The 15,146-nt window shown below is 51.4% G+C and carries 16 protein-coding genes, 2 rRNA genes and 1 riboswitch (1 of these 19 only partly in view); of the genes, 16 read left to right on the forward strand and 2 right to left on the reverse strand.

Translation table 11 applies throughout. The annotated features are described in order from the left end of the window. The 3 genes from FRY98_RS17265 to FRY98_RS17275 form a co-directional block, all read left to right on the forward strand. Positions 1–672 (forward strand): 23S ribosomal RNA (locus FRY98_RS17265) (it extends 2,267 nt beyond the left edge of the window). 133 nt (positions 673–805) lie between these two features. Next, a 5S ribosomal RNA gene (rrf, locus tag FRY98_RS17270) occupies positions 806–922 on the forward strand. 620 nt (positions 923–1,542) lie between these two features. Further along, a complete protein-coding gene (locus FRY98_RS17275) occupies positions 1,543–1,968 on the forward strand; it encodes a hypothetical protein (protein WP_148454177.1) in 426 nt (141 codons plus the stop codon). Positions 1,969–2,102: 134 nt separating this feature from the next. Here the strand turns inward: FRY98_RS17275 and FRY98_RS17280 are convergent, their stop codons facing one another. Continuing rightward, on the reverse strand, positions 2,103–2,627 hold the full coding sequence (locus FRY98_RS17280) for a hypothetical protein (RefSeq protein WP_148454179.1): 525 nt from the start codon (positions 2,625–2,627) through the stop codon (positions 2,103–2,105). Positions 2,628–2,875: 248 nt separating this feature from the next. Between FRY98_RS17280 and FRY98_RS17285 the strand changes: the two genes are divergently transcribed. The 10 genes from FRY98_RS17285 to rsmI all read left to right on the forward strand — a co-directional run bounded on the left by FRY98_RS17285 (position 2,876) and on the right by rsmI (position 10,400). After that, entirely contained in the window at positions 2,876–3,061 is a 186-nt protein-coding gene (locus FRY98_RS17285) for a sigma factor G inhibitor Gin (RefSeq protein WP_148454181.1), read from the forward strand. Positions 3,062–3,106: 45 nt separating this feature from the next. Then, positions 3,107–4,801, forward strand: coding sequence for an aminotransferase class I/II-fold pyridoxal phosphate-dependent enzyme (locus FRY98_RS17290; RefSeq protein WP_148454183.1), 1,695 nt, complete (start codon positions 3,107–3,109; stop codon positions 4,799–4,801). Next, positions 4,798–5,448, forward strand: coding sequence for a dTMP kinase (tmk, locus tag FRY98_RS17295; RefSeq protein ID WP_148454185.1), 651 nt, complete (start codon positions 4,798–4,800; stop codon positions 5,446–5,448). The genes FRY98_RS17290 and tmk overlap by 4 nt, the downstream gene beginning before the upstream one ends. 55 nt (positions 5,449–5,503) lie before the next feature. Then, on the forward strand, positions 5,504–5,833 hold the full coding sequence (locus FRY98_RS17300) for a cyclic-di-AMP receptor (protein WP_148454187.1): 330 nt from the start codon (positions 5,504–5,506) through the stop codon (positions 5,831–5,833). Between the two features lie 49 nt (positions 5,834–5,882). After that, complete coding sequence (locus FRY98_RS17305) at positions 5,883–6,326, forward strand: YaaR family protein (RefSeq protein WP_148454189.1); 444 nt, start codon at positions 5,883–5,885, stop codon at positions 6,324–6,326. Positions 6,327–6,364: 38 nt separating this feature from the next. Further along, a complete protein-coding gene (gene holB / locus FRY98_RS17310) occupies positions 6,365–7,339 on the forward strand; it encodes a DNA polymerase III subunit delta' (protein WP_148454191.1) in 975 nt (324 codons plus the stop codon). A 116-nt stretch (positions 7,340–7,455) separates the two neighbouring features. After that, positions 7,456–8,256 carry a PSP1 domain-containing protein gene (locus FRY98_RS17315; RefSeq protein ID WP_148454193.1) on the forward strand — a complete coding sequence of 267 codons (801 nt, stop codon included), beginning with the start codon at positions 7,456–7,458 and terminating at the stop codon, positions 8,254–8,256. Positions 8,257–8,307: 51 nt separating this feature from the next. Continuing rightward, a complete protein-coding gene (locus FRY98_RS17320) occupies positions 8,308–8,676 on the forward strand; it encodes an initiation-control protein YabA (RefSeq protein WP_148454195.1) in 369 nt (122 codons plus the stop codon). Positions 8,677–8,757: 81 nt separating this feature from the next. Further along, positions 8,758–9,516: a tRNA1(Val) (adenine(37)-N6)-methyltransferase gene (locus tag FRY98_RS17325; RefSeq protein ID WP_148454197.1), complete on the forward strand. Its 759-nt coding sequence runs from the start codon at positions 8,758–8,760 to the stop codon at positions 9,514–9,516. After that, positions 9,513–10,400, forward strand: coding sequence for a 16S rRNA (cytidine(1402)-2'-O)-methyltransferase (gene rsmI / locus FRY98_RS17330; RefSeq protein WP_148454199.1), 888 nt, complete (start codon positions 9,513–9,515; stop codon positions 10,398–10,400). The genes FRY98_RS17325 and rsmI overlap by 4 nt, the downstream gene beginning before the upstream one ends. 140 nt (positions 10,401–10,540) lie before the next feature. On the opposite strand, the gene FRY98_RS17335 is transcribed toward rsmI, so the two are convergent. Then, positions 10,541–10,795, reverse strand: coding sequence for an AbrB/MazE/SpoVT family DNA-binding domain-containing protein (locus FRY98_RS17335; protein WP_148454200.1), 255 nt, complete (start codon positions 10,793–10,795; stop codon positions 10,541–10,543). A gap of 329 nt (positions 10,796–11,124) precedes the next feature. Here FRY98_RS17335 and FRY98_RS17340 point away from each other — a divergent pair, with 329 nt between their 5' ends. The 3 genes from FRY98_RS17340 to FRY98_RS17350 all read left to right on the forward strand — a co-directional run bounded on the left by FRY98_RS17340 (position 11,125) and on the right by FRY98_RS17350 (position 15,014). Beyond that, the gene (locus FRY98_RS17340) at positions 11,125–12,414 is read left to right on the forward strand and encodes an HD domain-containing protein (RefSeq protein ID WP_148454203.1); all 1,290 of its coding nucleotides are present in this window, start codon (positions 11,125–11,127) and stop codon (positions 12,412–12,414) included. 12 nt (positions 12,415–12,426) lie between these two features. Further along, positions 12,427–13,218, forward strand: a complete 792-nt coding sequence (locus tag FRY98_RS17345) for a TatD family hydrolase (protein WP_148454205.1) — start codon at positions 12,427–12,429, stop codon at positions 13,216–13,218. 193 nt (positions 13,219–13,411) lie between these two features. Continuing rightward, a riboswitch (cyclic di-AMP (ydaO/yuaA leader) is annotated at positions 13,412–13,619 on the forward strand. Positions 13,620–13,877: 258 nt separating this feature from the next. After that, on the forward strand, positions 13,878–15,014 hold the full coding sequence (locus FRY98_RS17350) for a 3D domain-containing protein (protein ID WP_148454207.1): 1,137 nt from the start codon (positions 13,878–13,880) through the stop codon (positions 15,012–15,014). Positions 15,015–15,146: the final 132 nt, after the last annotated feature.

Here is a 15,146-nt window from a genome sequence, read left to right on the forward strand (position 1 = left end):
CGGGGACAGTGTCAGGCGGGCAGTTTGACTGGGGCGGTCGCCTCCTAAAGAGTAACGGAGGCGCCCCAAGGTTCCCTCAGAATGGTTGGAAATCATTCGCAGAGTGCAAAGGCAAAAGGGAGCTTGACTGCGAGACTGACAAGTCGAGCAGGGACGAAAGTCGGGCTTAGTGATCCGGTGGTACCGCATGGAAGGGCCATCGCTCAACGGATAAAAGCTACCCTGGGGATAACAGGCTTATCTCCCCCAAGAGTCCACATCGACGGGGAGGTTTGGCACCTCGATGTCGGCTCATCGCATCCTGGGGCTGAAGTAGGTCCCAAGGGTTGGGCTGTTCGCCCATTAAAGCGGTACGCGAGCTGGGTTCAGAACGTCGTGAGACAGTTCGGTCCCTATCTGTCGTGGGCGTAGGAAATTTGAGAGGAGCTGTCCTTAGTACGAGAGGACCGGGATGGACGCACCGCTGGTGCACCAGTTGTTCCGCCAGGAGCACAGCTGGGTAGCTAAGTGCGGACGGGATAAGCGCTGAAAGCATCTAAGCGTGAAGCCCCCCTCAAGATGAGATTTCCCAACTAGTAAGACCCCTTGAAGACGACGAGGTTGATAGGCCTGAGGTGGAAGTGCAGCAATGTATGGAGCTGACAGGTACTAATCGGTCGAGGGCTTATCCAAAAAATCACCCCACAAAGTGAAGAACAGCTTCGATGCTGATTCCGATTACTTTGCGGGGACCCCGAAAACCAAGTAGGGGCTAATTCGCAAATTCGTTTCGTATCCAGTTTTCAAGGATTAACGCCTTGAATCGTTTGGTGGCGATGGCGGAGGGGTTCCACGCGTACCCATCCCGAACACGACCGTTAAGCCCTCCAGCGCCGATGGTACTTGGACCGAAGGGTCCTGGGAGAGTAGGACGCCGCCAAGCAACTGAGAAAGAGCACTACCGTATGATGCGGTAGTGCTCTTTTTGTATGCTCAATAAGTATGCTTTATAAAATACCTGCAAATCTGCAGGAATTTCCGAGCGTTTTAGCCTCGAAAAGCGAAAAAGATGCAAAAGTGCAGGGATTTTCGGCTCGTCCGCCCGAATGGGGCTCCTACAGCAAAAAAGCCTGCAGATTTGCAGGAATTTCGCTCAGCAGGGGCTATCTCCCCAAAAATTCCTGCACATTTGCAGGAATATGGCCCATAAGGGGCTCGCCCCAAAGATTTTGCGGTATCGCAGGAATGGAGAGGTTAAGGGATCGTCAATTTTTCCGCAAAAGTAAGAAAAAACTGTAACGGACATTGTCATCCGTTCAGGAAAGAAATGGGATACAATAGAACTTGGCACGGAACACCCTAGGGCGTCCCTAAATCATTCCCTAAACTTCAGAAAGTACCAGAGGGAATGTAACCTTTTTGTTACCGACGGCCCGGTGACTAAGGATATAATTAAGATTGGTGTTTTAGCGTTGTTGAAGGGCTTATTGACATCCTACATTCGGGTTAACACCGGTGTACAAATACACAATGAGAATAAGGCAGGGTAAGGAGGGATACATCATGCGGCAAAGAGGAATAAGGCATTCCTTGTGCTTCATGGGAGGAGTCTTGCTGATGTTGTTCATCATCGCAGGCTGCGGCACTTCCGAGCCTACCTGGTCGACGTTTGTCGGATCGGCGGTAGAGAAGAGTTTTCCGGTTCCTAAGGAAGCCAAACGCACGGAGACCGCGATGAATAATTCGAAAATGGATTATGTTCATTATTCGCTGTCGGGTCTTAAAGAGAGCAACAGCGTGCCGGAAGCCTACGAGAAAGCCATTAAGGAATGGGGCTGGACGGAGGAGAAGGAAGAAAGCGCAGGAACGACGAGGGTGTATCATAAAGATAGATTGGTAGTTCAACTGACGATACACGATAACGCCTTTACGGTATTGGTGCCGAAAATGGAAGGGAAAGCCGTGATACAGGGATTGGAGAGTCCTTAGCGATGATTCGGGCAATAGCCCTGCGCCGACCGTGGTCGCTTGCCATATATTTGTTGACTATACAAAGAAGCCGGATCCTGTTAGGAGATACCAACAAGGAGCCGGGCTTTTTTTGTTATATAGAAGTTACGAGATCAGGACATGTAATAAGAGGTGTCATGCTCGTTAAACTTGATCCAGCCGTTTTTGGGCTGCTTTTTAAGACCCGCCAGGATATACAGCCGGGGGGCCAAGAACCAAAAATGCCATACGAGCAGCGATATAATGAAGGAGAGGGGAGACCAGGGGATCAGAATGGCGATGATGCCAAGGCCGATCCAGGATGCATGCAGATGCACTTGCCGATAAGTGCTATAGCTCACGTACTGATCCGGTAAATAACCGACCCAGGGCAAGCGCCGGGTAAACCGCCAGCGTTTGCGATAAGAATGGCTGGTGATGATAAGTACGGACCGTGCAATAACGAAATGAACCCATAATACGATGGGAACGGCAAGCACAAAGTAAAATATACTCGTCCACGAGATGAAGATCATTTCCGCGATCAGCCAAATAAAAGGGAGAGTCAAGAAACCTTGAATCAAAGGCTTGGGCAGAACGATTTTTTTCAATAACCGATAATTGTAAAACGTCGCATTCCTTCCCGTATCAGCAGACATCTGAAACAGCAATCCTCCTTGGCTAACTTGGGTGCGTCCACTAAGGATGACTACAAACAATACCAGCAAAAAAACACACCTTACCTTGTATATCGGTCGAGTCGAAACAATTTTTGAGTTGGATGCCGTACAAACACGGACGAACGCAAACCGGCATATATATAATATTAGAAAACCAACTATGAAAAGGTTTAAAATAGTAGAATCTGCGCCATACTGGTAGTAAAACATACAAGGTGGGATCGACAATGGACCAGCATGCCGAAAGCACGTGTATCATTTGCGGGGAACCGAAGTCGGAAGGCATCCATATCGTATCGGAGTTCATTTGTGATGCCTGCGAGGCGGAAATGGTGCATACGGATGTACAGGAGGAAAAATATCATTTCTTTATTCATCGCATGAAACAGATATGGGTAGAAAAAAATGCATAAGAGTACTAGGGGAGGGACCTGTTCTGTGAATTGACGGGTCCTTTTATGTTGCCCTTTCCAAAGGGAACGCGTTACAATGAAGCGAAAGAGTTTTTGCAAGACAAGCGTCGAAAGGGTCAGATCGAGTTGAATGCGGAACAGAAGCACGGCAAGGATACAAAACAATTGAACCAAACTATCGACCAGGATGATTATCATAAAGACCCGAACGCGGGAAAAAAAGAGCCGGCGGCCCAAGGTACGCGCGCAAGCGCTCCCTTATACACCGCTTTGCAGGAGTATATCGCCAAGCGCGACGCTTCTTTTCATGTGCCGGGGCATAAGAACGGCACGGCCTATGAGCGAGGCGCGGCGGGGGCCGAGCTCGCCGGGGTGTTGGCCTTGGACGTGACGGAGATCAACGGCACGGACGATTTGCACCACCCGGAGGGCGTCATTCGCGAGGCGCAGGAACTGGCGGCCGGCGTGTTTGGCGCGGAGGAGACGTTTTTTTTGGTTGGCGGCAGCACGGCCGGCAACCTCGCGATGATCCTGAGCGTGTGCACCGCTCCGGGAGATGTCCTGCTCGTGCAGCGTAATGTCCATAAATCCGTGATCCACGGATTGATGCTGGCGGGCGCGCACGCGGTGTTTCTGGCGCCGCAGCAGGACGCAGGCAGCGGCCTGGCGACCATCCCGTCGGAGCGGACGGTGCGTGAGGCCCTGCGCCGGTATCCCGGCGCCAAGGGGCTGCTCGTCACGCACCCGAATTACTACGGGATGGGAGCCTCGCTGCGCCCGCTGGCCGAGCTCTGCCACGCCGCCGGCGTGCCGCTGCTCGTGGACGAGGCCCACGGCGCCCACTTCGGCCTGCACCCGGCTCTGCCGGAGAGCGCGCTGCAGGCGGGCGCCGACGGCGTCGTGCAGTCCACGCACAAGATGCTGACCGCGCTCACCATGGGCGCCATGCTGCACGTACAGGGCGGCCTGCTGGACCGCGGTCTGCTGCGGCAGCGGCTGGCGATGGTGCAAAGCTCAAGCCCGTCCTATCCGATTATGGCGTCGCTGGACCTCAGCCGAAGCAAGCTGCAAGCGGAAGGGCCCGCCTTTTTCGAACGCGGCTTGGCCGCCGCGGAGGAACTGAGGCGGGGCCTACGTGATCTCCCTCGCTTCGGGCTGCTGAAGCCGGGCGCAAGCGGAGATCATCCAGCATATGCTATACAAGATCCGTGGAAGGCGGTTCTCTACGATACCACCGGCGAATGGAGCGGATATGAACTGCACGCCAAGCTGGAAGAAGGGGGCTGCGTCCCCGAAATGAGCGACGAACGGTACGTTGTGCTGGCGCTTGGCCCAGGGACCACGAATGAAGATGTCTCCCGCGTATTGCGGAGATTGGGGCAGCTTTCGGCGGCCGGAGATGCCTCCCGTTTTTCCACGTGGAACATCCAAACCGATGCGAAATGGCCGGCGTGGGATGAGGTATCATCGCCGGTAGCCTTCGGGCTTCGCCCGGTGGGGCCGGAGGAAAAGGAAACGATCCTCCTTGAGGAATGCGAAGGACGCCAAGCTGCCGAGATGGTAATCCCCTACCCTCCAGGCATTCCGCTTCTTTATCCGGGGGAGTCGGTCAGCCGCCGTATGAAGGAGCAGTTAATGGCGCTCCGTCGAGCCAAGGCCAAGTGTCAGGGGCCGGCCGATCCGACGTTAAAGACCATACAAGTGATTAAGCACAGGACGGAAAGCAGGGAAGGGCATTGAACGTAAAAAAACGGGGATTATTTATAACGCTGGAAGGCGGCGAAGGATCGGGAAAGACATCGGTCATCCATGAATTGGGTAAAGCATTAGAAGAGAGAGAAATTCCCTATCTCGTAACTCGGGAGCCGGGAGGAATTCGGATCGCCGAGCAAATCCGCGAAGTGATCTTGAATCCCGCCCATACGGAAATGGATAGTCGAACCGAAGCGCTTCTTTATGCGGCGGCCCGCAGGCAGCATCTTGCGGAGAAGGTGGAGCCGGCTTTGGCTCAGGGGATCACGGTGTTGTGCGACCGATTTGTCGACAGCAGTCTGGCTTACCAGGGCTACGCCCGGGGACTAGGCATCGACGAGGTGCTGTCGATCAACTTGTTTGCTACCGCCGGCCGGTTTCCGGACATCACCTTTTACATGGATATTGAGCCTGAGGTGGGAATCGCCCGAATCGCTGCGGCCCAGGGCCGGGAAGTCAACCGGCTGGATCTGGAAGGAATGGATTTTCACCATAAGGTTAGGGAAGGCTATGAGATTCTGGCGGCCATGTATCCGGATCGTATTCGCAAGGTGGACGCATCGGTCAGTCTCGAAGAGGTGGCAACCGAGATAAGGGGCCGGCTTGCCGCGGCTTTAAAGGATTTTGGACTGTAAGTGTCAAATAGTAAAGAGAGCTATTCAATCATAAGTTAACGAGGAGGGGCTGCAAATGAAACTGATCGTTGCAATTGTCCAGGACAAAGACAGCAACCGGTTATCCAGCGCGTTGGTGAAGGAAAACTTCCGGGCGACCAAGCTGGCGAGTACCGGAGGGTTTCTGCGGGCGGGGAATACGACGTTCATGATCGGGGTGGATGATAACCAGGTTGAAGCCGTGATGAATGTGATCCGTAACAGTTGTAAAGTACGCGAGCAATTGGTTACCCCGGTTACGCCGATGAGCGGAACTACCGATTCGTATTTACCGCTGCCGGTGGAGGTTCAGGTTGGAGGAGCTACGGTTTTCGTTCTGCCGGTAGACCGGTTTGAACATTTTTAAGACAAATCCTTAAATCCATTTAGATTATAGAAAGACGGCGGTGATTGCTGTGAAAATAGATCCGGGTTACCGGCCGCTAAAAAGCGGTCTGGGTATCAATGAAAATGCGGCCAAGCCGGTTCAGGCGAAAAGCTTCTCCGATGTCATGCAGCAGCATGGCACGCAGGCATCCAAGGATGAGCTGAATCGCAGGTTTAAAGAGATACAAATGCAGGGGGATCGGCTTGCCCATTCCATGACGATTCGGGAACTTAAGGCATACCGTCTGCTTGTGAAACGATTTTTGGAGGATACGGTCCGCCGGGGCGTAGGTATTAAAGAAGCTCGGGGCTGGGATCGCCGCGGGCGCGGCAAACGCTACAAGCTGTTGGATGAAGTGGATGCCGCCCTGTTGGCCATGGCCGATGAGCTGCTGGAAACCGAAGAAGGAAAAATCGAGCTTCTGCAAAAAATCGGCGAAATCCGAGGGATGCTGATCAATCTCTGCTTTTAGAGTCGGCGCTCCCTCCTTTGGAAAGGTAGACCAGAATTATGTCTTTCAAGGATATTATCGGGCAGGAGGCGGCGAAGCAATTATTGCAGAGCGGCCTCCGTCAACATCGTATTTCCCATGCTTATATATTCAGCGGACCGCCGGGAAGCGGACAGAAAGAGATGGCCTTGGCTTTTGTTCAGGCCTTGTTTTGTACCTCGGGGACCGAGGATGCCTGCGGAGAGTGTCTGGAATGCCGTAAATTGCTGCACGGCAATCACCCCGACCTGCATGTCATCGCACCCGAGGGGGCAACGATCAAAATCGATCAAATCCGCGATTTGCAGCGCATCTTTTCGTACCGTTCGGAAAGCGGTAATCCAAAGGCGTACATTATTGAACAGTCGGACAAAATGACCGTGCAGGCGGCGAACAGCCTGCTGAAGTTTTTGGAGGAACCCTCTTCTCCGGCGTTGGCGATTCTGCTCTCGGACAATGGACGCGCCCTGCTTCCGACGATTCAATCGCGGGCTCAGTGGGTACCATTTCAGCCGCTCGATCCGGAGACGATGCTGCAAATTTTGTCTGGCGAGGGTTTTTCCGGAACGCTGGCCCGCTGTGCCGTCCAAGTGGCGGCCGGACCGGAGGCATGCCGCGAACTGCTGCGCCAGAATTGGTTTGCAGAAATTAGAAACGTAGTGTTACAATTAGGGAAGGAGACCGCTGGCCGTGGCGGAACTCCGTTGGTAACAGCGCAGCAAAGCGTATTTAAAGCAGGTTTAGGCGATCATTTGGACATGCTCTTTGACCTTTTCCATTTGTGGTTTAAAGACATGCTCCATGCGCTCTATCAAAGACATGATCATATCGTTTTTATAGATGAGCTGGACTTTATTCGTAGACACGCTTCTTCCCGTAATCCGGGGCAATGGATCGATGCCATGACGCTGGCTGCGGAGAGCAAGAAGAAGCTGCGTCAGCATATGAATAGCCAGCTCTGCCTCGAACAGTTCCTGATCGGTATTGGCGGATAACGCCGATCTCAGGGTTTTAGCGATTTCGGACCGGACAGTTAAACTTTCTCCCGTGCAAGAACATGGGTTTTTACAGAATTTGTGTGTTTTTTATTGGTATACAAGGGGGTTAGTTTTTGTACACTGTAGTAGGTGTCCGTTTTAAAAAGGCGGGCAAAATATATTACTTCGACCCGCTGGAGCTTCCCGTAGAGAAGGATCAGAGTGTGATCGTCGAAACGGCGCGCGGGATCGAGTACGGTAAAGTGGTTGTCGGCAAGAAGCAGGTCGGAGAGAATGATGTCGTGCTTCCGCTGAAGAAGGTCATCCGGATCGCCGATGAGTCCGACGCCCGTGTTGTTGAGGAGAACAAGTTTGCGGCAAAGAATGCCTTTGCTACATGTTTAAATAAAATCAGAGACCATGATTTAAAAATGAAGCTGGTCGATGTGGAATTTACGTTTGACCGCAATAAAATTATTTTTTATTTTACGGCGGAAGGCCGGGTCGATTTCCGTGAATTGGTTAAGGATCTGGCCAGTATTTTCCGGACCCGGATCGAGCTGCGGCAGATCGGTGTTCGCGACGAGGCCAAGATGCTTGGCGGAATCGGGCCCTGCGGGCGGGTATTATGCTGCTCTTCCTGGCTAGGCGACTTTGAGCCGGTGTCGATCAAGATGGCCAAGGATCAAAGCTTGTCCTTGAATCCGACCAAGATATCGGGGCTTTGCGGCCGATTGATGTGCTGTTTGAAATTTGAGCATGATAATTATGAAAGCGTGCGAGAAGAGCTCCCTTCGGTCGGGAAATTGGTCGTCACTTCGCTGGGTGACGGTAAAGTGGTCGGCCTGAACGCGGGGGCCCGGACGGTTCATGTACAGCTGTTTGAAATCGGCAAAGTCAAGGAGCTCCCGCTCGACGATGTCGTCGTGAAATAGAAGACAATACATTCAAGAAAGACTTTAGAGAATGGACTCTGGGGTGGGAACTTGGAGAATAAGGATATATTTAATCATATGCAGGCGCTGGAAAAACAAATGGGTAAGGTTCACGGCCAATTTAGCACGCTGATGCTGGAGGTCAAGAGGCTGCTGGAAGAGAATCAGCAGCTTCGCCTGGAGAACGAGAAGATGCGCAAAATTCTGAAAGGGGAAGGCGCGGAAGGTAATCCGCCCATCGATTCCCCGGCTTCTCCGGCACCGATGCCGGAGGGCGGCGAAAGCATCGATATCGTCGGTGAAGGGTACGATAATCTGGCGCGTCTTTATCACGAAGGGTTCCACATCTGCAATGTCAATTACGGACATTTGCGCACGGAAGGCGACTGCCTGTTCTGCTTGTCTTTTTTGAATAAATAACGAACCGTAGGGATGCTTCCTACGGTTTTTTTTAAAGATTTAAGAATGTTTCGATTACTTTTTACAGAATGGAAGATCAATTTGAAGAAGCAACCTGTACTCTATGAAAAAGAGCGTATCGATGACCTGCTGACTCACGAGTTGGGGATTATTCAAAGCGACGAGGTGTTCAGCTTCTCGATGGATGCCGTGCTGTTAGCCCGGTTTGCCCAAATTCCCGGCCGCGGACATGTGCTGGATATGTGTACCGGCAACGGCGTTATTCCGCTGCTGCTGTCGACCCGCAGTCGGGCAAAGATCGACGGCATTGAAATTCAGCCGCGGCTTGCGGATATGGCCCGGCGGAGCGTGGAGATGAACGGGCTTACGGAGCGGATCAGGATACGCGAAGGGGATCTACGGGAACTCCCTAAGGAGAAGGACCGCCCGGTTTATGACGCCATAACCGTCAACCCGCCTTATATGCCGCTGACGGGGGGAGATTTGAAGATTAACCCGCACCAAGCCATCGCCCGGCACGAAATCCACTGCACGCTGGAGGAGGTCATAGCTGCGGCCATGCGGCTGCTTCGACCCGGCGGCAAATTCTTCATGGTACATAAACCCCAGCGTCTTGGGGAAATGATGACCTTACTGCGCCAATACCGGCTCGAGCCGAAAATCGTTCGCTTTGTTCATCCCCGAATCGGGACGGAAGCCAACATGGTGCTGATTGAGGCATTGCGCGACGGCAAGCCGGATGTTCGGATCCAGCCGCCGTTGATTGTTTACGACGAGTCCGGCAGCTACTGTCCGGAAATTATGAATATCTATTACGGACCAAAAGAGGGAGAAGCATGAGTCTAACGATACAGAAGAGTTTTGCGGAAGCGCAGGGGACCCCTTACGGTAAGTTATACCTGGTGGCTACACCGATCGGCAATCTGGAGGATATGACCTACCGGGCCGTCAGAACGCTGCGGGAAGCGGACATTATTGCGGCGGAGGACACGCGGCAAACCCGCAAACTGTTGACGCATTTTGAAATTTCGCCGGGCAAGCTGCTCAGCTACCACGAGCATAACAAGGCGGCGAGCGGGCCGGAATTAATCCGGTTTATAATAGAAGGAAAAAATTTGGCCCTGGTCAGTGACGCCGGATTACCGGCGATTTCCGATCCGGGCAGCGATTTGGTGAAATTGGCGGTAGAAGCCGGAATTTCGGTGATTCCGATCCCGGGGGCCAACGCGGCTTTGTCGGCGCTGATCGTATCCGGTCTCCCTACCGAACGGTTTCAATTTATCGGTTTTCTGCCGCGGGATTCCAAAGAGCGCGACGTTCTGCTCCGTTCGCTGGAGGACGAGGCGAGCACATTGTTGTTGTATGAATCTCCCCATCGGGTGATCAAGACGCTGGAGGCCATTCTGGAGGCCTGGGGGGACCGTCGGGTCGTGTTGGCTCGTGAGCTGACAAAAAGATACGAAGAAATGGCACGGGGCCGTGTGAGCGATTGCTTAACGTGGCTGACGGAACATCCGCCGCTGGGGGAATACTGCCTGGTGGTGGAAGGAGCGGATCCCGCCAAGGTCAAAGAGAGGAAGGACGCTTGGTGGCAAGAATTATCGATTGAGGCGCATGTACGCCACTATGAGGAAGAGCAGAATCTCTCCCGAAAAGAAGCGATGAAAAAAGCGGCCTCCGACCGGGGAATGACCAAACGCGACGTCTATAAATTGTTATTATAGTGGGCTTCCTTTGGATCACGATAAAAAAAGCGCACAAAAAAAGGGGCCTTGCAGGCCGGGTTCAAGCCTGAAGGCGCCAAGGAGATATGAAAAAGGTTAGAATTAACAGTTTTTAATAAACCTATTATATACTATATTTCTTAATTTGTCACAGGGGTAGGAAGTTCGGTCAAACATTCCTGGCAAACAATTTTGCCTTTGAAGTAAGTGACGTTCTCAGCATTGCCGCAGAAAATACAAGCGGGCTCGTATTTCTTTAGCATAATGCGCTCGCCGTCGACATAAATCTCGAGGGCGTCCTTCTCACCAATACCGAGCGTGCGGCGCAATTCGATAGGAATTACGACCCGTCCCAATTCGTCTACTTTTCTTACGATACCTGTTGATTTCATCATAACCGATGATTGCCCCTCTCGCTATAATTTAAAAGTGTCATTATTCGACAAACTTCTATCTTTTATGATAATTATAATACCAACCATTGCCAGATCAGTCAACCTATTTATGGTAGAGTTCAGTATAATTTCTAATTTTAAGCTTTTTGAGGTCATGATGCAATGGGATTCTTGGCGTTTTACCCCATAATTTATAGATTCGACATCTTGGAAGTTACTATACTGACTTATTACGACAAAATTCGACATAAAAACCTACGACATCAGTCACAATCCTTCTTTATTTATCAAAAACTATTTTTTGAAATTAAGAAAGGGGATTTTATGCCATGCACCTTCAGCTTCGGGAAGAAAAAGTTTTTAAGGATCCTGTTCATAATTATATTCATGTTCAGGATGAAATGATTTGGTCGCTGATTAACACGGCGGAATTTCAAAGGCTGCGTCGGATCCGCCAATTGGGAACCTCTTATTTAACCTTCCACGGAGCCGAGCATAGCCGTTTCTCCCACTCCTTGGGCGTTTACGAGATTACACGTCGCATTATATCGCAGTTTGAGCGCGCCCATTATCCGGATTGGCCGCAGGAGGAGAAGCTGGTCGCGTTATGTGCGGCGCTGCTGCATGACCTGGGGCATGGACCGTTCTCCCATTCCATTGAGCAGGCGTTTCAGATGCATCATGAGGACTGGACCTGCAAAATCCTGCTCGGGGATACCGAAGTAGGCGAGGTACTGCGAAGACATGCCGAGGATTTCCCCGAGAAGGTGGCCTCGGTCATCCGCAAAGATTATGAGCATCCCATCGTGGTAAACCTGGTTTCCAGCCCGCTCGATGCGGATCGCATGGATTATTTGTTGAGGGACGCCTACTTTACCGGCGTCAACTACGGAACGATCGATATGGACCGGATATTACGGATGCTGCGTCCTTTCCAGGGCCGGATTGTCGTCAAGGAATCGGGAATGCATGCGGTGGAAGACTATTTGATGTCCAGGTATCAAATGTATTGGCAGATTTATTTTCATCCGGTGACGCGCAGTTCGGAGATTATTTTGCGGCAAATCTTTCGGCGGGCGAAGGAGCTCCATGCGGGGGGACACGAGTTCCGGTTTCTTCCGGAACCGCTGCCGGGTCTGTTCAAACGGGATTTGACCGTGCAGGAATACCTGCTGCTTGACGAAGCTTTGGTTCAAACCGCCTTTATGCAGTGGAGGAACGAATCGGACGAATTGTTGAGCGATTTGTGCTCCCGTTTCTTGAACCGCAAATTGTATAAATATGTAGAAGTGGAGTCGCTGGACCTGGAAACGATTGATGAAATTCGCGCTGCCTTCGGGAGAATCGGGCTTCATCCGGAATATGACCTGGAAATTGATTTTCCGACCGATCTGCCTTATGATGTGTTTCGTCCGAACGGCGAATTTCGGGACAAACAGATCCTGTTGTTGGACCGGCAGGACCAGCTGAAGGAAATTTCCGAAGTGTCGGATATTGTGCGTTCCATTAGCGGTTTGCACCGGGGCAAGTATCATTTGTACTACCCGGAGAATAAATTGAGACCGGTTATGGATCGGCTGCCGCGGCATATCGCGGAATATTTTGAACAGGGAACATAGGAGGGACAACCCATGGAACTATTTGATACACATACGCATATGGATGCGCCACAATTTGACGAAGACCGTCATGAAGCGATCGAACGCGCCTTGGCGCAAGGCGTGACGCGGATGATCAACATCGGTTTTAACCGCGATACGATCCCGACGACGATGAAGTTGGCGGAGACTTATGACTTCATTTATGCGGCGGTAGGCTGGCATCCGCAGGACGCCATTACGATGAAAGAAGAGGATCTCGACTGGATTGCAAATTTATGCAAACATGAAAAGGTTGTCGCTATCGGGGAAATCGGTCTGGATTACTACTGGGATACGTCCCCGAAAGAGGTCCAGCACGAGGTATTCCGCAAGCAAATCCGGCTGGCCCGAGAGCTGGGAATGCCGATTTCCATACATAACCGGGATGCCCACGAAGACGTTGTTCGGATTCTCCGCGAGGAGCGGGCGAACGAAATCGGCGGGGTCATGCATTCCTATTCGGGCAGCTGGGAAATTGCCAAAATGTGTCTGGATTTGGGATTTCATTTGTCGTTTGGCGGACCGATTACGTTTAAAAATGCAAAGCAGCCCAAAGAAGTATTGGCGAAGACTCCGCTGGACCGATTGCTGATCGAAACGGATTCCCCATATTTGACTCCCCACCCATTTCGTGGGAAAAGAAACGAGACCGGGCATGTCCGTTTGGTCGCCGAGGCCGCTGCCGAGTTAAAGGGGATCTCGGTGGAGGAAATCGCTGAAATTACAACTCAAAATGCGCTGGAACGATTTGGTATCTCGAGTAATCGGGAGAAAAACGGGTGAAAAAAAGAGTATTTCGGAAAGATTAATGCTTTTTAACCAACTCCAGTGAGTATATTACATTTTTTTAACCAATTATTAAAATAAACGTTGTTGATTCGTCCTTTACAACATGCATCGAAACAGGATAGAATCTTTTCAGTAATCGATTTGGGGTCGTTAACTTGCCGTTGACGATTCCGTTATATGGTTCCATGAACCAGTCTCGCTGAGTCTCCGAACATGGAGAACGGGGGAACCGACTACAGTGCCGAAGGGATTTCCAACCGGACTGTAATTGATTTCTTTATCGGGTCTTTGGGGTGAATTCAAGGTCATTGCGCCGTGAGCGAATGGCGGAGAAAGGGCGGCTCTCTGCGTCCTAACCCGACAGCTAACCTCGTAAGCGTACTAAGAGAGGGCAAACTCGTGCATCCTATTACACCAAGACATTCGGAAGCCACGAAAGAGAGCCTCTTACTCTTTCTAGGGCTTCTTTTGTTTTGAATAAACGTAATAGGGTCATCATACTGTGTTAAACAGGAGGTGACTTGATGCCGGGTAGACTGGGACGGGATGCGGAATGCGGCTTTCATTAGGCATTTCGTAAAAATGAAATGTAGTCACGTCATATGTAACACGATTCGACCTAGACGGCGGGACTATGAAGGAGGACGGAAGAAATGGGCATTTTCCGCAATGAGGAATCCCATGAATCGCGCTCATCCAGCATGTCTTACGCAATGCGGTGGAAACAAGAACATCTACGTCAGATTTCGGTCGTCGGAATTTTGTCCATCGCGGTAGTTCTCATCATCCTGATTTGGTTTTACAGCCAAAGCAACAAAAAAGTATACTTGGTTGTTGACGGGCAGAGTCAGCAGATCGAAACCCGGAAATCGCTGGTCAATCAAGTGCTGGAAGAACAGTCCATCGTTTTGAAGCCGGAGGATAACGTGTCTCACTCTCTGGCCAGTTCGATTCAAGACGGGGACCGGATTGTCATCCATCGCGCCGTGCCGGTCAAGGTAAGCGTGGATGGAACGACAAAGACCCATTTCACGACACAGGATAGTGTCCGGAAAGCAATCGAGGAACTTGGCGTCACTTTGGGGCAGGAAGATAAAATTACACCGGCCTTGGACAGCAAAGTCTCGGCGAACTTGAACATCAAGGTCGTCCGCGTTACCAGACATAAAATACAGACTACGCAAAACGTTCCTTTCACCGTGGTGAAAACCTCCGACAAGAACCTGCTTAAAGGAACGACGAAGGTGATGTTCCCCGGGAGCGAAGGCGTTGTAGTCCATAACATCGAAAAAGTGTATGAAGACGGAAAGTTCGTGTCCAAACACTGGCTCGGCAAAGAGGTCAAAAAGGCCGCTTCACCGAAAGTCGTTGCCGTTGGCACGAAGAAACCGACAGCAGTCGCATCCGCCAGCATTTCCCGCAGCGCCAACGCGGTTAATATCAGCGGCCTTACGACGAAAGGCGGCGTCTCTTTTAAATATAAAAAAGTGCTCAAAAACGTGACTCTTACGGCCTATTCCGCCGAGGAGGACGGCATCGGCACGCGCACGGCTTCCGGTACCCGGGTAGCGGAGGGAAGAACGATCGCGGTCGACAAGGATGTCGTTCCTTTGGGATGGTGGGTTTATATCGAAGGGGTCGGCTTCCGCAAGGCTGAAGATACCGGCGGAGCCATCAAAGGCCACAAAATGGATGTCTATTACGATTCCTTGAAATCGGCGAAGAATTTTGGACGCAAAAAAGGCCGGACCGTTTACGTCATCGGACCGACCAAACCGGAATTGAACTAACCGGAGCGTTTACTTTGCTTGGGGAATGGGATAATATTAGGATGATGAATAAGACGCGGATAAGAAGAGGAGAAATCCTCTTCTTTTTGTTATTGTGATGATGGAAACTATAAGCGGTCTTTAAACCAAAAC

This window comes from Paenibacillus faecis (assembly GCF_008084145.1).
GTDB classification, from domain to species: domain Bacteria; phylum Bacillota; class Bacilli; order Paenibacillales; family Paenibacillaceae; genus Fontibacillus; species Fontibacillus faecis.